This window comes from Pedobacter sp. (assembly GCF_965249885.1).
In the GTDB taxonomy this organism is placed as follows: Bacteria; Bacteroidota; Bacteroidia; order Sphingobacteriales; family Sphingobacteriaceae; genus Pedobacter.
In genome coordinates this window covers 267,420-285,058 of the sequence record NZ_OZ252254.1, presented here as the reverse complement: position 1 = coordinate 285,058, position 17,639 = coordinate 267,420, and the positions used below count along the sequence as shown (strand labels likewise).

Here is a 17,639-nt window from a genome sequence, read left to right as displayed (position 1 = left end):
ATCTTCGTTGCCATAGACATAAAAATTCAAAACTTAATGCTCTTTGTGTCTTTGTGTTTAAATTAAATCTAAAATCGTACTTCTACAATCTAAAATCAAAAAGATGTTAACATTTGCAAATGCAAAAATAAATCTGGGCTTATTCCTTACAGAAAAACGTGCTGACGGTTATCACAACTTGCAGACTGTTTTTTATCCCATCAGGATTAATGATGTGGTAGAGTTGGTAGATGCAGAGGAAACTTCGATGTTGATTAAAGGTGTTGATATTCCAGGTGATGCTGGTGATAATATCTGTATCAAGGCATTTAAAATCCTACAGAAAGAATTTGATTTGCCTAACCAACAAATTGTACTGCTTAAAAATATACCAGTTGGTGCAGGTTTAGGAGGTGGAAGTTCGGACGCTGCTTTTTTGGTCAAACTCGTTAATCAGAAATTCAATTTAGGTTTATCCGCAGAACAAATGGAAGCCTATGTAAGGCCTCTTGGTGCTGATTGCGCATTTTTTGTGAAAAACAAACCTACTTATGCTTTTGCCAAAGGCGATGAATTTGAAGAGCTATCCGTTGACTTATCGGCGTATTACTTGGTGTTGGTTAAGCCGCCTGTACATGTTTCTACTGCACAGGCTTACAGCAAAGTAAATGTAAAGCAACCTTCTACTTCTTTAAAAGATTTGATACATTTGCCCTTACAAGATTGGCAAGCTCATATTTTCAATGATTTCGAGCCATCAGTGTTCCAACAATATCCACAAATTGAACAAATAAAGACAAAGCTTTACCAAGCAGGAGCTAAATTTGCGCTGATGAGTGGGAGCGGATCATCTGTTTTTGGAATTTTTGAGAATGAGGTGAAATTGCCGGAATTAGAAAAAGATAATTTAGTTTTTTATAATTTATAAGGTATTGGACATGAGATTTAGGGCATAAGGTCTCACATCTCACATCTCAATACCCAATACTAGATATGGAAATCAACCTAATCCGCAAAAGCGGGAAATTTAATTTTGAAGCTACAAATAGTGGAGGTTTTTCGGTAGAAATAGACGCCAACCCTGCCATCGGCGGAACCGGAAAGGGTTTTAGACCTATGGAAACCCTTCTTGTTGGCTTAGGCGGTTGCAGCGGCATTGATATGGTAAATATCCTTACTAAGCAAAAGGAAGATTTAAAAGACATCAAAATCAATATCAAAGCCACACGAAGAGAAGATGAAACTCCAGCAATTTTCGAAAATATTGATATTCAATTCAACCTTTTTGGCGACTTAAGCGTAGCGAAGGTTGAACGTGCTTTACAAATGACTTTTGATAAATACTGCTCTGTTTCTAATATTTTGGGCAGATCAGCAACTATAAAATTTACATATACTATTAGTAACAAGTAATAAGTATCGAGTATCAAGATTAAAAACTTGTACTCGTTATACTGTCTTAATAATCAATACTTAAATCTAGATACTTCAATATAATGTCTGATAATTTCGAAACCATCGCTATACGCACTCAAACCGAAAGGAGTTTACATAAAGAACACTCTGCACCAATTTATTTAACTTCTAGTTATAAGTTTGATGATGCGGAAGAGATGCGTGCTTTATTTGCCAACGAAAAGGAAGGCAATGTCTACAGCCGTTATTCTAATCCAAATACTTCGGAATTTATTGAGAAGATGGCACTATTGGAAGGTGCGGAAGATGGATTTGCTACTGCAACAGGTATGGCTGCAATTTTTACCACTTTTGCGGCCTTTCTAAAAAATGGCGATCATATCGTTTCTAGTCGCTCAGTTTTTGGCTCAACTCACCAATTGCTTACCAATGTATTTGCTAAGTGGGGAGTAACCTTTGATTATGCAGATTTGGATAAGCCACAGGACTGGGAAGCGTTAATAAAATCGAACACTAAGATCATTTTCGTTGAAACGCCGTCAAATCCTGGTATTGATATTATTGACTTAGCGTTTTTAGCCGGATTAGCAAAAAAACACAATGCTTTGCTGGTGGTAGATAATTGCTTTGCTACACCTTATTTGCAGCAACCAATTAGGTTAGGTGCTGATATCTCTATCCATTCAGCTACAAAATACATTGATGGACAAGGACGTGCACTTGGAGGCATGATTTTAGGAAGCAAGGCATTAATTGCTGAAGTGGTTGCTTTTGCCCGCCACAGCGGTCCGGCACTTTCTCCTTTTAATGCTTGGATTTTATCGAAGAGCTTGGAAACTTTGGCTGTACGTATGGATCGCCATTGTGAAAACGCCCTTAAAGTGGCCGAATATTTAGAGAAACATCCTAAAATTAAATTGGTGAAGTATCCATTTTTAGCTTCGCATCCACAGCATGAAATTGCCAAAAAGCAAATGAAACAAGGTGGAGGTATCGTTACGATTGTAGTTGAAGGTGGGGTAGAAGGTGCAAGAAAATTTATGGATGGCTTGAAGATGTTCTCTATTTCTGCGAATTTAGCCGATACTAGATCTATCGCAACACATCCTGCTACAAGTACACACAGTAAACTTACCGAAGAAGAACGAAATATTGTAGGTATTGAACAGGGTTCTATCCGTTTGTCAATTGGTTTAGAACATATTGATGATATTTTGAAAGATATTGAGCAGGCGTTAGGCAGCTAACGGTTTTCAGTAGGCAGTTTTCAGTTAACAGTTTTCAGTTTTCGATTAACAGTTTTCAGTTAACAGTTGGCATTAAGTGAAAAAAAAAGGAGCGGATCAGAATTTGCTCCTTTTTATTTTGCAGGCCTCGTCATTGCTAGGCTCGAAGCAATCTAAGTTATTTCTAATTTCATAATAACCCGAGTTAGATTATTAAATGATTGCTAATTAGCTTTAAATACTTATAATGATCGCGAACATTCGGGACAGTATGACGAAACGCCAATTCGCCGTCACCCTGTCCCGAACCTTCGGGATCAGGGTCAGTTAGCTAGAAAATAATTTATAGTATTGTAAATCAAATAGATAATAATCGAACTCAGGTTAATAGATTGTTTCATACTCGCAGCAACAACGTGCAATGACCGGTTTGCTATTTCACCAACTTAATCTGATAATCAGAAAGAGTAATTAAACGCTCTTTATACAAGCCGCCAATGGCTTTTTTAAATGCGCTTTTGCTCACTTGAAATCGGTTATATATTTCATCAGGAGAGCTCTTATCACCTAAGTTGATTTCGCCAACTACTTTTAGTTCTTCTAAAATGTAATCTTTAGTTTCTAAGATGTGGCCAAAACCCGATGGCTGCAAGGTTAAATCTATTTTACCGTCAACTCTAATTGTTTTGATCCAACCAGTAGTTCTTTGTCCAGGTTCAATATTTGAGAAAACCTCATTATGATAAAGTAAGCCAATAAACTCATTGTTGATGATGGCATTATAACCTAAATCAGATTTGTCTATAATTAATAAATCAACAGCATCACCTTCTTCAAAATCAAAGTTTTGGTGGTCCACAAACTGATCTACTTTTGACGACGCTAAAAGCTTGTTGGAAAATTCATCTAAATAAACAAATACTACATAACTCTCTCCAAGTTCCATTGGTTTTTTTTGCTCTCTTTTTGGAACGAAAATATCTTTGTCTGTACCAATGTCCAAAAAAGCACCGTCATCATTTACAGCTACTACTTGTAAATAAGCAAACTCATCCGCCGTAGCAAACACCTCTTTCAAAGTTGCGATGGTATTACCGTCTTTGTTAAGGTAAATAAAGGCATCCACTTCATCTCCCAAAGCCAAATCATTGCTTAACTCTTGAATTGGAAGTAATACTTCTGTAGTGCCATCAGTTAAGCTTAAACCCTGACTATTTTTTGCTGCCACCCGTAATTGATTGTATTTGCCTATTGCTATCATTTTATTTTGCTAATAATGCACAAAGATAGAAAGATTAAAATAAGTGGCTATGCATTACAACCTATTGTTTTACTGACGGATTAACTTTAAATTTGAATTTGAATCTGCTGTAAGATAAAATTTCTTGATAAAATTAGTAGAAGGCCAAGTTACATTTGAGCAGTTGTTTAAAGACAATTATGCTAAACTATGTTATTTTGCGACACAGCTATTAAATGATGCTGTAGTTGCTAATGATGTGGTGCAGGAAACTTTTATCATGTACTGGAACCTTAAAGAAGAAGAGAAACAAAAAGTTGGTTCGGTTAAAGGATTTTTGTATCAAAGCGTTAAAAATGGCTGTTTAAATAAGCTCAGAAGGGAAAAAATTGAGCAGGCGTATTTACAGTTGCAACAAACAGAACCGATTGAAGAAGCAGTAGCACTTAATTTAATGATCAAATCGGAAGTGCTGTCAGAAATCAATAAAATCTTATCTTCTTTGCCGAAAGGCTGCCAACAGGTATTTAAAATGGGCTATCTTGATGGCTTAAAAAATCAAGAAATTGCCGATGTTTTAGGAATTAGCATCAATACGGTAAAAACACAAAAGAAACGAGGTTTACAATTGTTAAGAACGAGATTGAACCCTGATTTTTTTGCCATTACTTTAATGTTTTTATTGAAATAATATAAATTTTTAAAAAAAATCCAATTTCTCGTCACCCCTTTTTCTGTTTGAAGTTTCTTTAAGGATATGACACCTCAAAAAGACTTCGAATATATTGCATCGCTGATTGTGAAATTTTTGAAAAATGAAATCAACGATCAGGAAAATAATGAGTTGCAAGCTTGGCTAGCAGAAAGCGATGCTAACAAATCCCTTCTAGAGAGTTTTAGAGATACGCAAAATATTCAAGTAGGAATTAACTCGTTAAATCAGGTAGATGTAAATGCACAATGGAAGAACTTTCAACAGCTTACGCAGGTTAAAACAAAATCTTTGTTTAGGCTGTGGCTGCCTTACGCCGCTGCGGTTATAGTTAGTTTTTCTTTCTTGGGGGTCTATCTTTATCAGCGCAATTATCACACAATTTCTGATCAGGAAACCGCCTACGACGTAGCTCCTGGAGATAAAAAAGCCATTCTTGAACTTTCAGACGGACTTATAGTTCATTTAGATGGTAAGTCGATTGCCGAACGTGAAGCGGGTAACTTTGATGTTAAGCAGGGAACAATCTACTTCAATGCTAAGCGTAAAAAGTTGCACGAAAATGGCGTCAATTCGCTCCGTACACCAAGAGCGGGAGAATACCAAATAGTACTGCCTGATGGCACTAAGGTTTGGTTAAATGCTTCCTCATATCTTCGCTTTCCGGAGAATTTTGATGGAGATGAACGACGAGTTGAGTTAAAAGGCGAAGCTTATTTTGAGGTGGCTCACTTACCTGCCAAACCGTTTATTGTGGCGTTTAATGATACACAGGTTAAGGTTTTTGGTACGCATTTTAACATCAATACTTATGGTAAAACCAGCACCACTACATTGATTGAAGGATCGGTTAGCGTTACAGATGGCAAAGGTGAAAAATTCCTGAAACCTGGTCAGGAGGCATTCGTTAATGCAGGGGAAATTTCCATACAGCAAACAGAAGTATATAAATCAATTGCTTGGAAAGAAGGCGTTTTCTATTTCAAGGAAGATCAAATTAAAGACGTACTAGACCAAATCGCCAGATGGTACGACGTCCAAATTGCCTATGAAGGCCATGTTAGCGCTCAAAGTATAACAGGAAGCATCCGCAGGCAAGCCACTTTAAATCAGGTGCTGGAAATGCTGAGCACCGTAACCCACGCTAAATTTAACCTAAAAGATAAAATCGTAACTGTAAACTTTAACCAATAGCTATGTAACCAAACACTAACACCAAACAAAAAATAGCCATAAAAAAATCCGAAAGCACGCCAATGCTTCCGGATCATCGCATGGTTATTAACACCTTGATGAGCTCAGAATTCATTCAAAATTTAAAACCAATACATACAAACATATGAAACAATTCCTTCCCGACAAAAGTTCGGGAACAAGCAAACTATTTAATAGAAAAATACTATTAATTATGAGATTAACTGTATGCCTAATTATACTTTGCGTATTTGGCGTAAAAGCGGCTGGTTATGCGCAAAAAGTAAGCATAAACGCTAAAAATGAAAGTTTAGCGCAGGTATCGGAAATCATTAAAAAACAAACTGGCTTTTTCTTCCTATACGATGCTAATGAAGCATTGAAACGTGGAAAAATTACGGTGAGTGCGAAAGATAAGGACTTGAAAGACGTCCTTCAAGAAATTTCTGATCAGCTGCATTTAAGCTACAAAATTATTGACAAAACCATCATTTTATCCGAAACAAAAGTTAATGCCAATCAGGAAGAGATTACCGTCAAAGGACAAGTGAAGTCTGGTGAGGGTATCGGAAAAGATCCACAGCCGCTTCCTGGTGTGGTTATCAGAGTTAAAGGAACCAGTAAGGCTGTAAATTCTGATGCGGATGGATATTACACTATCAAAGTGCCTTCAAATGGCACGCTCGTATTTTCTATTATTGGCTACGGAACAAAAGAAGTTGCGGTTGCGGGTAATAAAATGATAGATGTAGTTTTAACAGAAACTGCCAGCAATTTACAGGAAGTAATTATTACTGCTTACGGAACCAAAGAAACTAAAGAGAGTCAGGTAGGTAGTGCACAACAATTAACAGCAAGGCAAATTGAGCGTAGGCCGTTAAATCGTATTGATCAATTGCTTGACGGTGTGGTGCCGGGCGTTATGGTGCAAATGCAAGATCAAACCACTGCAAGTGCAAGGCCACGTTATCAAACACGCATCAGAGGCGAGGGGTCTATCGGAGCATCTGCAGATCCGTTGTGGGTAATTGATGGAATTCCAATGAACACCGGTGACCAAAATAATTCAATGACTGGCAGAAATACAAGCATTAGCCCTCTGAGCTTTCTCAATCCGAATGATATCGAAACAATCACGATTTTAAAAGATGCTACTGCAACCTCAATCTATGGTGCAAATGGTTCAAATGGGGTGGTACTTATTACTACTTTCAGAGGAAAAGACGAAAAAAGCAGGGTGAACTATGGTTTCAGATCGGGTGTTAACTTGTTGAATGATAATAAATTCAAAGTATTATCGGTATCAGAGTATAAAACGTTACTTGCTGAAGCCAAGGCGAATAATCCATCGGCAACATATCCAGCGCCGAACGGAAGCGAAACTGATTGGTATAATGTTTTTTTCAGAAATGGAATAACCTCGCAACATGATTTATCTTTCACTGGAGGTACATCCAAAACTAAATTTTACGTTTCCGGCTCCTATTTCAACGAAAAGCCAATCATGTTGGCCAATCAAACTCAGCGTTTTACGAGCAGAATCAATTTAGACCAAAATATCAATAAAAGCATCGACCTGTTTTTTAGAATGGGCAATTCATACGTAATCGACAAACTTTTCAATCCAGGCGATGATTATTATACTAACCGCCCAATTGATGGCCCGTATGCTGCCGATGGAAGTTTTATCCTTAAGCCGTACAACTCATTGGCCGAGGCGAAGTTGAACGACGACATGCAAAAAAATATGGCCATGTACGCCAACTTGGGCGGAACGGTTAAAATTTTGCCGGGACTAAGCTACACTACTACAAACGGTATCGAATACATTTCTACTAACGAAGTTTCTTATGCTTCTATGTTTACGTTTAGTGGAAGCTTAAATCCAGATGGCGGTGGTGCAGCCTATCGAAGCGGTAGTAACGATTTTACCTGGAACTCTCAGCACAGATTTAATTACGAGAAGGATTTTGGAAAACATTCTGTATCTGCGCTACTTGGTGGCGAAGCAATGGATAAAAACAGGCGTTCGGTAAGTGCTACAGGCTGGGGCTTTGCTAATGATAAAATTAAAGAAGTAAGTTACGCCGTAAACATCAACGGAGCAAGTTCAGCTGCTGAGCAAAGCTCATTGTCTTATTACGGACAGGCCAAATACTCTTGGGACAGAAAGTACCACGTGGTGGGGAGCTTCCGCAGAGATGCCAATTCAGATTTTGGTACCGATGTACGTTGGGCCACATTTAGTTCTATAGGTGCCTCTTGGACCATCAGCAACGAAGCTTTTTGGAAAGTAAAAGCCATTGATTTTGCTAAACTTAAATTCAGCTTTGGTACTAATGGTAACTCACGTATTGGCGCTTATAAATCAAAAGGCGTGTACGGTTTTAATACCGAGTATCGCTATAATGGATCGGCAGGCGCAATCATGGTTTCAGGTGAAAATCCGCTATTATCTTGGGAAACTACCTATTTGTATAATGCCGGGATTAGCTTAGGCTTGTTTAAGCGTATTTCTATCGACGTGGAGGCTTACTATAATAAAACCGTAGATGCACTGGATGACGTTTACTCTACTAGTACCACAGGGTTTGAAAAAATTACTCAAAACATAGGGAAATTGCGAAATAGGGGACTAGAAATTGCCTTAAAAACTCAGAATATCCTTCGCAGAGATTTCTCATGGACAACCAACTTGAATTTTGCTATCAATAGAAACAAAGTACTTGAGCTTTACAATAATACCGAAACTCGTTATGACACTAGGATACTTAAAGTAGGAGAGGACGTAAGAACCAATTACTTAATTAGATGGGCAGGCGTTGATCCAAGAGATGGCGGGCCGCTATGGTATGATGCAAGAGGTAATTTAACTAAAACCTTCAGTTTAGATAACCGAGTGATAATGGGAAGCCAAAATCCCGATTTTTTTGGAGGCATGACCAATACCGTGGAGTACAAAAACTTTGCACTTAATGTGCTTTTTCAGTACACGGTAGGAGGATATCTATTTAGCAATTTACAAAGAGCTGCCGAATCTGACGGAAGGAACTTAGCTGCCGAAAATCAGTCTAGAAATCAATTAGACAGGTGGCGGGAGCCCGGTGACTTAACACTAACACCTAAGCTTATGTTAAATGAAAATGCCGACAATGGTCGTAACTCTACTAGATTTTTACATAACAGATCAGCATTTAGGATTTCAAACGTGAGTTTAAATTACAGGTTTTCACCAGAGTTGAGCAAGAAACTGTCATTACAAAATGTCAATGTATATGCTCAAGCAGATAACGTTGCATTTTGGACACCTTACAAAACTAAGAAAGGTTTTAATGGATATAGAAACTCTTTTAACCCTTATCCTCAGCCGCTGATACTTTCTTTAGGTCTTAATGTTAGTTTTTAATTAGAGAATAGAAATGAAAAAAATAAAATATATCCTTCTCATGATATTGGCCATAACGCTTGGGTCATGTAAGAAATTTTTGGAAAAGGAACCTATTGGCAGAGTTGGCAAACAAGTGTTGTTTGAAGATATTCAAGGTGCTAGGGTAGGGCTTACTGGAGCATACACTAGTATGTTAACTTACTATAGAAATGAGTTTGGCATGTTTGGCGATGTAGCTTCGGACAACGTAATTAATGTTCCAGCAACGGGAGATAATTCGGTAATGTTAGAAGTGTTTAATTTTACAGCAACACCCGATGATATTTTAGTAACTCCAAGAAAAATTTGGGTGTCAATTTTCGAAACGCTTAACAACGTAAATAATTTATTAAATGCTATTCCAGCGTTAAAGGATAAGTTTCCTGGCAATTTAGCGGAAATAGAACGAATTGAAGGTCAGGCATTAGTGCTAAGGGCGCTTTGCCACTTTGATTTAAGTAGGGTGTATGCGCAGCCTTATAACTTTACTGCTGACGCCTCTCACTTAGGCGTACCAGTATTAACTAAAACTCCGGCACCAGCTACTGCAGTACCACGAGCTACCATGAAGCAAACCTACGATCAGATACTGGCCGATTTAAACAATGCACTGCCTTATTTGAGCAAGTACAACAACGCAACAGATCAAGCATTAATCAGTTACCAGGCAGCCCTTGGCTTACTTTCTCGAGTATATCTCTATAAAGGCGATTGGGCAAATTGTGTAAAATCTGCAGACCTTGTGATAGCCGATACTCGATATCAGTTGGCTTCAGCCGCAGAGTATCCAAATGTATTTGTCAATTATCCGGATAAAGATGCTGCGGTAAAAAAGGAATTATTGTTCTTTCTTAATGGTGCCGGAACAAAACTTTCTGGCTCTAGAGAAATCTTAAACGTGTTTTCTGGCGGAAATGTTCAATATGTAAGATCTCCGAAATTAACAAATAAGCTTGATGATAATGACGTTAGAAAAACGAGTACATTTTCTAACGGGATTACTAAGAAATACAGTAGCAATCTAACTATCAAAGTTATTCGTTTAGCCGAAGTTTATTTGAACAGAGCTGAAGCCAATTGGAACCTACAAAAGTATAACGAAGCCAAAGCTGACATCGAAGTAATTTCTAGTCGTGCACATGCTGCACCAGTGACCATCACTTACACTGATCCAACTGATTTGTATGAAAAAATTGCGGATGAGAGAAATAGGGAGCTTTGTTTCGAAGGCCATCGTTTTTTCGATATCGTAAGGAGGAAAGAAAATCTGCAAAGAGGAACTGGTTGTAACTCCGTTGTTTGCGGAATCAATTATCCTGATTACAGGTTTGCACTTCCTATCAGTACAAGAGAATTGGATGCCAATCCAGCAATGCAGCAAAACCCAGGATATAAATAGTAAAGAAATGAAAAGGAACTTAAAATATATAGGAATCGTATCAGTATTAATAATGATTGCGATATTTTCGGCTTGTAAAGATGAGTTCGAGCCTTATGATCATCCGTTTTTTCACATCAATGTTGGAAATAGCTCCAGCGTTGTAGTTGCTACCGACAGAAACGATCAGGTTGACTACAAAGTGTTCTTCAGTACAAAACTGCAATTTGAGCCAGTAGAGCTTAAATACGAAGTAATTATTGGCGATGGCCTACAATCGGGTCGTGATTTTTTGCTAATTACCCAAGGTAATACGTTAAACTTTGCTAACGGTATTTTTGAGCGACCAATCACAATTAAATGGATTGCAGCCCCAGTTGATCCCACCAAAAATAACACGATTATCATACGTTTATTGAGTAACAGTAAAAATTATACGATAGGCTTGCCGGGACCAGATCAGTTGCAGAAGGAATTAATAATTACCAAAAAATAATAGCGTAATGAAAATAATAAGAATAAGTACGGCTGCCATTTTAATGACTTTTTGTTATTTAATAAGTTTTGGTCAGCCACTTAAGCAAAGTCCTAAATTGGTGAAAGGCCAGCTTAGCAACGGCTTTACGTATTACATATATCAAAGTGATAAAGATCCAGGCACTTCAACTTTAAGGTTGTTTTTAAACGCCGGTTCTTTACAAGAAGAAGAGAGTCAGCTTGGCTTAGCGCATTTTATAGAGCACATGGCTTTTAACGGCACTAAACATTATTCAAAAAATGATGTAATTACTTTCTTAGAATCTAAAGGTGTAAAGTTTGGCGCTGATTTAAATGCACATACCAGTTTTGACGAAACCATATACAAAATTAGTATCAATACTAAAGATGAAAAAAATCTAGAGAAGTCGATCGATATCATGGCTGATTGGGCTTTTGGAGTGACATTTGACCAAGCAGAGATTGACAAGGAAAGAGGTGTGGTAATCGAAGAGTGGCGCAGCAAACAAGGCGCTGAAAACAGATTGAGAGATCAATATTTGCCCGTTTTGTTTAACAAATCAAGGTACGCTGATCGATTACCTATTGGTAAAGTAGATGTCCTGAAGAACTTTAAGCGACAAACTATTGTAGATTTTTACGAAAAGTGGTATCGACCAGATCTCATGGCCATTGCCATCGTAACGGATATTGATCCTAAAAAAGTGGAGCAGTATATCAAGACCGAATTCAACCAATATAAAGCAAAAAGCAAAGCACCGCGTGTATTTTACGATTTGCCGTCGCACCGAGATACGCTTTTCTCTATTCTTACTGATAAGGAAGCCAGATCCATTGACTTCAGTTTTTACCACAAAATTAAATCATCTGGCGGTGTAAAAACAGAACAAGATTTCCAGCAACAGCAAATTAGAAGCTTTTTCAATGGATTAGCTAAAAATAGGTTCAGCCGCGTAGCCCAATTGCAGGATAATTACAAAGAGGGTAGTTTTTCTATAAGTAATATCGTGTTAAAAAACGCTATGCTAGCCGGCGGTGCGTCGTTATATCATGATCAAGTTACTGAAGGTATTGAAAGTTATCTGGTTGAACTTCAGCGTATTTTGCGCTATGGGTTTACTGCAGAGGAAATTAAAAAATACAAAGCAGAATATGTTGCAGCAATTAAGCGTGGTGCTAAAGAAGAAAAAAGCCAAGCAGAAACTTACCTGAATGAAATGTACGGTGATTTCTACCAAGGCAGTGTGATGATGGAAAAAAGCCAGCGTAATACTTTGGCTTTGAAATATGCACAGCGTATAGACTCAGTTACGCTACATCAGTTTTTAAAGTCAAAACTAACACCTAATAACATGGTGGTTTTGCTCACTGCGCCTGAAAAGGATAAGGCATTGTTGCCTAGCGAAAGCCAAGTTAAAGCCATGTTTGCCAGTGTTGCTAAGAAGCAAATTTCACCGTGGACTGATGCCGTTGAAATACCTAACAAGTTATTGGAGAAAGAGCCTATGACCGGTAAAGTTATCAGCGAAGAACAATTAGCAGCAATTGGGGTAACTAAATGGAATTTATCCAATGGTACTACCGTATACCTTAAGCAAACCAAGGAAAAGAAAGATTATCTGACGATTTCTGGCTTTAGGGCAGGTGGAATGTATGCTTTAGATTCAACCCAATACGTAACTGCACAATTTGTGAAAGCGGTTACAGGTTTAAGCGGAGCAGGCAAATTCAGTAGAAAAGCACTTACAGAATACCTTACAGGAAATTCTGCTTCAGCGGTATTGGTGCTTTCTAATAATAGGGAGGGTGTAGTAACCAATGCTGATTGGAAAGATGCAAAAACTATGTTTCAATTGATGTATTTAAAGTGGATGTTTCCTAATGCGGATAAAGTGACATTTGATCAAGCGAAGCGCAAGGCGTTGGAAAGTATCGAGAATGCTAAACTTTCACCTAGTTACGCTTACAATCAGGCAATTTCAGAGTTGTTAAAGGGAGAAGAAGACTTTAGTTCATCCATCACCGCGGAGAGGATTAACAAGGAATTGAGCTTTGATGATATTATTCCAGTATTTAAAAGCCGCTTCGGATCCGCCAAAGATTTTCAGTTTGTAGTAGTGGGAGATTTTAATTTGGACAGCATTAAACCAATGATAGCCCAATACATTGGGGGTTTACCAGGCGGAAACTATTCGAAGGAATTTAAGTATAATGGTCCTAACGGAGGTGATAAAGCCAAAGACATTCTAATGTATGCCGGCAAGGCGCCTAAAAGCACTGTAAATATTTTTTATCAAAGTAATGATGTTACTTACGATTACCCTGATATCATCCTGCAAACCTTGCTACAGGAAGTGCTAAAAGTAAAGTTAAGGCTTAATCTTCGCGAAGAAAACTCAGGTGTGTACGGTGTTGGTGTTTCTGTTTCAGCAACTAAAATTCCATCTCCTTTAATTCGTTCGCGTATTAGTTTTAGCTGCGCTCCCGAAGCTGCCGACTTTCTAACTAAACAAGTTCAAATAGAACTGGATAAAGTAGCTAATAATCCAAACTATTTCCTTGATGATTTGAATAATATCAAGCTGCAACAGATAGATGCGTACAAAAAGCAATACGACAAAAATTTGTTTTGGAGTTCCGCACTTCGCAACCAGTTTTATTTTGGCTTTAAAGATTTTAGCTATTTCAATCGTTACGAAGAAATGGTGAATGGCATTACTCCTGCTCAAATAGCAGCGTATGCAAGAAAATACATTATTAATCAACCTGGCATAAAAGCGGTATTGATGCCAGAAAATTTTAAGACTTTAAATAAATAACATGAATACTGTTTTTAACAAATTAGGTGCATGTTTACTACTAATTGTAGTGACTCTTGCCAATTGTAAAAAAGATCCGGTAATGTATAGCAAAGGTATCGAGTCTTTTGCATTCAACATAGAAAACGCCCAAGGAGTTCCGCAAAGTTTTGAGGGAGTAATTGATAACGGAACGATTACGGTTACTGTACCAACCGATGTTGATGTGACCAATTTGAAAGCTATTTTTAAAACGGATAACGCTAGAACAATAGTTCAGGTTGGACAGGAAGTGCAGGAATCTGGTATTTCGGTGCAAGATTTTACCAGTTCAAAAAAATACACTGTTAAGGCTGAGGATAAGACGACTAAAACTTACACCGTAACTGTAATTAAAAAAATAACCATACTAAGTTTTGGATTTTTTAAAGAAGATAACCCATCTCTTCCAGCGGATTATATCGGTGTAATTAAAGGCTTTAACATTGAAGTTGCTCTACCGGAGTCAGTTTCTTTTTTAGGACTTAAGGCTATGTTTGTAACTACGAATGGTGCAACGCTCAAAGTAGCTGGCGTAGATCAGCAAAGCAAGGTTACACCAAATAATTTTGATAGCCAAGTTATATACACCTTGAATGAGCCATCCCTAACTACACCTTATGAGTTTAAAGTGAATGTTTCATTTTTAGGTAAACAATGGGAACTTTTCGGTGATAACCTCACTGTCCCAACAGCAGCTGCTCCTAAAATGGCCATTAACCCATTAAATAGTAACCCTTATTTTGTTTACCAACGTACAGGTAAAGATGAAAGCGGTGCAACAATCGCTACCGATAATAGAAAAGTAGCCGTAATGGGATACGTTAGCGGACAGTGGCAAAATTTAGGCGATAAACTTGGAGTGTCGGATTTTAGAGCAGATGTGCAAAGTATTGCGTTTAACAATGCTGGAGAATTATACATCGGTTACAAAGATTACTTCAATGCAGACCAAAGAGCTACTGTTAAAAAATATAGCGGTAGTGCCTGGACAAGCGTTAGTGCAGACAGATTTACGCCAATGAAGATTGATTATTTCAACATGGTGATTGCCGATGACAATACACCAATGATTGCTATGGCCAAACAAAGCAATAGCAACGAATATGCTTCTATACCACAGCGAGGTGTTTTTGTGATGGGTTATAAAAATAACGCTTGGAGTGATGTTACGGGAACCTTAACGGGTAAAACGATGTTCCAAAATCATATTGTTAAAGGTTTAGATGGAAATATTTATTTAGGCTTGATGGAAAGAACAACAGGTTCAAACAGACCATCGCTTTATAAATTAGTTAACAACACATGGACTGCCGTTGGGCCAACTTCATTTTCAGCACCTGATGGTTTGGTGGGCTTCCAATCAGTTTCTGTAGCAGTTGATAGAACTGGACAGGCTTATTTGGCTTTCCAAGTGGGTTCAGGAGCTAATAGAATGAACCATGTGATGAAATACAATGCGACGGCTAACGCCTGGCAAGAAATAGGGAACGGAGTGCTTAGCGGGGCAGTATCTGACACCTTTGCTCTAACCATCGATAAAGATGATAATTTGTATTTCGCTTATGCAAATGCAACTTCTTTGGTAATCAAAAGCTTGAATAAGCAAACCAACAATTGGAATACCGAACGTAAAATCATCAACGAAAAAATTTCCGCTTTTGACATCCAGTCGGCACCGAATGGAAAAATATATGTAGTGGCAAGTTTAAGTTCGAGTCTTAAAACAGTGGTTTACAAATACGAATAGTTAATAATTAGCGCAATATCGGAGGTCAGTAGCAATACTGGCCTTTTTTATTTTAACGTTAGAAAATTACAATAGCACGCCTCTCAAAAATAGCAATGCAAAAGAGAAATAAATGATGAGTCCAGTTACATCTACAAGGGTTGCAACAAAGGGCGTAGATGAAGCGGCCGGGTCAGCACCTAAGCGCTTAAGTAACAAAGGTAGCATAGAGCCCATTAGTGTGCCCCACAATACCACTCCAATTAACGAGCAGCCTACTACTAAACCGATAAGCACGTAATGTTCGCTAAATCCAGGCATTAAAATGTGCCAAGCACCAATTACGCAGAAACTCAGCAAACATAGGGTTGTACCCAAAAATATACCCGAAAAAATTTCTCGTCTCATCACGTTCCACCAATCTTTAATGGTAACCTCGCCAAGTGCCATCGCCTGAATAATTAGCGTTGCAGCCTGTGAACCGCTGTTTCCTCCACTAGATATAATCAGTGGAATAAAGGTGGCCAAAATAACCACTTTAGCAATTTGACTTTCGAAGTTGGACATGGCGGTGATCGTGAGCAGCTCGCCAAAAAACAGCACAATTAGCCAAACAACACGCTTTTTATAAAGTTCGAAAACAGGAACATCCAGGTAAGGTTCATCAAGTGCTTGCGTACCACCCATTTTGTGCATGTCTTCGGTGTATTCTTCATGGGCAATCCACAAAATATCATCTACGGTTACAATGCCTAAAAGGATATTTTTATCATCAACTACAGGTAAAGCCACGCGATTGTTCATTTTGAAAACGTTAATTGCTTCCTCCTGCGGGTCGGTAACATTCAAAGAAATCAGTCGGTTATCTGTTAAATCACCAATTTTTGCCTCGGGGTCAGAAAGAAGAATTTCTCTTATTCTGATGTCATCCAAAAGCACGCCATCTTTGTCAATAACGTAAATCACGTCAATGGTTTCTGAGTTTTTTCCGTATCTTCTGATGTGATTAAGTACCCGGCCAACTGTCCAGTCTGTTTTTACCGCAATGAAATCTGGGGTCATCATCCTACCTACGCTATCTTCTGCGTAACCCAATAAATTCAAAGCCTCTATACGATCGTTATCGGGTAGCAGTACCAGTAATTTCTTTACTGCATCGCCCTTTAATTCCCCAAAAAGTGCTGTTCTATCATCAGGCGGTAGTTGCCTAATAATTTCAGTAAGTTTATTTGCTTGCAGCTTTTTAATGATACGTTCTTGAGTAGGAAAATCAAGAATTCGAAATACGTTAACTGCACGTTTGCTCGATAAGGTTTCTATGAATTTAACTGCATATTGGGGAAGTTCATCAATTAGCTCTTCCACGTCCGAAATGTTAAGCTCATTGAGGTAGGCTTTCAGCTGCCTATCATTTTCGTTTTCCAACAAATCTAATACTTCTTCTACCTGCAGTTCTTCCATAAGCCTCGGTTTTGTACGTTATACTTCGTGGGCGTGTAAAGTTGCGTTTTTTATTTTAAAACTTTGGTGTTTTACACAAATTAGCTGCTGTTTAATCAAGTTTTTATAGTTATTTAATTGTTGCTTAGCTGCTCAGCCCACTAAGTTTAAACTATTGCCTTTGTCAAACGATAGGAATAACTATATTTGCCGATATTTTGTTTCCGTAGTTCAATGGATAGAATGTCAGATTCCGGTTCTGATGATGTGGGTTCGACTCCCGCCGGGAACACAAAAAAGCCTTGGATCTATCTTCAAGGCTTTTTATTTATTGATCTTTTGGAGCTTTTTTAATGGGGTGAACCGGTTGTTCGCTTTGTTCGCGTTGCTTGGCCGGATTTTTGGATTTCACCTGTTTAATTTTCCCTTTTTCAATATCGTCTTTTACGCTATTTACGGGCTTACTTCCTTTATCAGTGTCCTTGTCGTTTCCTTTTGTAGTTCCAGTGATGTTCATTTCGTTAGATTTTGGTATAATACATCAACAAAAGAACTAGGCTTTA

Annotated in this window: 13 protein-coding genes and 1 tRNA gene; 11 read left to right on the top strand and 3 right to left on the bottom strand. The window is 38.1% G+C overall.

Annotation, left to right across the window (positions count from 1 at the left end):
* Positions 1–103 precede the first annotated feature (103 nt).
* The 3 genes from ispE (at position 104) to ACY2A0_RS01120 (ending at position 2,642) form a co-directional block, all read left to right on the top strand.
* A complete protein-coding gene (gene ispE / locus ACY2A0_RS01130; protein ID WP_461787802.1) occupies positions 104–907 on the top strand; it encodes a 4-(cytidine 5'-diphospho)-2-C-methyl-D-erythritol kinase in 804 nt (267 codons plus the stop codon).
* Between the two features lie 65 nt (positions 908–972).
* Positions 973–1,392 carry an OsmC family protein gene (locus tag ACY2A0_RS01125; protein WP_461787801.1) on the top strand — a complete coding sequence of 140 codons (420 nt, stop codon included), beginning with the start codon at positions 973–975 and terminating at the stop codon, positions 1,390–1,392.
* 83 nt (positions 1,393–1,475) lie between these two features.
* Positions 1,476–2,642 carry an O-succinylhomoserine sulfhydrylase gene (locus ACY2A0_RS01120; RefSeq protein WP_461787800.1) on the top strand — a complete coding sequence of 389 codons (1,167 nt, stop codon included), beginning with the start codon at positions 1,476–1,478 and terminating at the stop codon, positions 2,640–2,642.
* Positions 2,643–3,054: 412 nt separating this feature from the next.
* Here ACY2A0_RS01120 and ACY2A0_RS01115 read toward each other — a convergent pair whose 3' ends face one another.
* A complete protein-coding gene (locus ACY2A0_RS01115; RefSeq protein ID WP_461787799.1) occupies positions 3,055–3,882 on the bottom strand; it encodes a CvfB family protein in 828 nt (275 codons plus the stop codon).
* A 124-nt stretch (positions 3,883–4,006) separates the two neighbouring features.
* Between ACY2A0_RS01115 and ACY2A0_RS01110 the strand changes: the two genes are divergently transcribed.
* The 7 genes from ACY2A0_RS01110 to ACY2A0_RS01080 all read left to right on the top strand — a co-directional run bounded on the left by ACY2A0_RS01110 (position 4,007) and on the right by ACY2A0_RS01080 (position 15,657).
* A complete protein-coding gene (locus ACY2A0_RS01110; protein ID WP_461787798.1) occupies positions 4,007–4,552 on the top strand; it encodes an RNA polymerase sigma-70 factor in 546 nt (181 codons plus the stop codon).
* A gap of 66 nt (positions 4,553–4,618) precedes the next feature.
* On the top strand, positions 4,619–5,767 hold the full coding sequence (locus tag ACY2A0_RS01105; protein WP_461787797.1) for a FecR family protein: 1,149 nt from the start codon (positions 4,619–4,621) through the stop codon (positions 5,765–5,767).
* Positions 5,768–5,912: 145 nt separating this feature from the next.
* On the top strand, positions 5,913–9,173 hold the full coding sequence (locus tag ACY2A0_RS01100) for a SusC/RagA family TonB-linked outer membrane protein (RefSeq protein WP_461787796.1): 3,261 nt from the start codon (positions 5,913–5,915) through the stop codon (positions 9,171–9,173).
* 13 nt (positions 9,174–9,186) lie between these two features.
* Positions 9,187–10,593: a RagB/SusD family nutrient uptake outer membrane protein gene (locus tag ACY2A0_RS01095; protein ID WP_461787795.1), complete on the top strand. Its 1,407-nt coding sequence runs from the start codon at positions 9,187–9,189 to the stop codon at positions 10,591–10,593.
* A 7-nt stretch (positions 10,594–10,600) separates the two neighbouring features.
* Positions 10,601–11,068 (top strand): hypothetical protein, encoded by a 468-nt coding sequence (locus ACY2A0_RS01090; protein WP_461787794.1) that lies wholly within the window; start codon positions 10,601–10,603, stop codon positions 11,066–11,068.
* A gap of 7 nt (positions 11,069–11,075) precedes the next feature.
* Entirely contained in the window at positions 11,076–13,889 is a 2,814-nt protein-coding gene (locus ACY2A0_RS01085) for a M16 family metallopeptidase (RefSeq protein ID WP_461787793.1), read from the top strand.
* 1 nt (position 13,890) lies between these two features.
* Positions 13,891–15,657: a Kelch repeat-containing protein gene (locus tag ACY2A0_RS01080; RefSeq protein ID WP_461787792.1), complete on the top strand. Its 1,767-nt coding sequence runs from the start codon at positions 13,891–13,893 to the stop codon at positions 15,655–15,657.
* 66 nt (positions 15,658–15,723) lie between these two features.
* Here the strand turns inward: ACY2A0_RS01080 and mgtE are convergent, their stop codons facing one another.
* Entirely contained in the window at positions 15,724–17,097 is a 1,374-nt protein-coding gene (gene mgtE, locus ACY2A0_RS01075) for a magnesium transporter (RefSeq protein ID WP_461787791.1), read from the bottom strand.
* Between the two features lie 199 nt (positions 17,098–17,296).
* On the opposite strand from mgtE, the gene ACY2A0_RS01070 reads away from it, so the two are divergent.
* Positions 17,297–17,368: transfer RNA gene (locus tag ACY2A0_RS01070), tRNA-Arg, on the top strand.
* A gap of 36 nt (positions 17,369–17,404) precedes the next feature.
* Here the strand turns inward: ACY2A0_RS01070 and ACY2A0_RS01065 are convergent.
* Positions 17,405–17,593: a hypothetical protein gene (locus ACY2A0_RS01065; protein WP_461787790.1), complete on the bottom strand. Its 189-nt coding sequence runs from the start codon at positions 17,591–17,593 to the stop codon at positions 17,405–17,407.
* Positions 17,594–17,639: the final 46 nt, after the last annotated feature.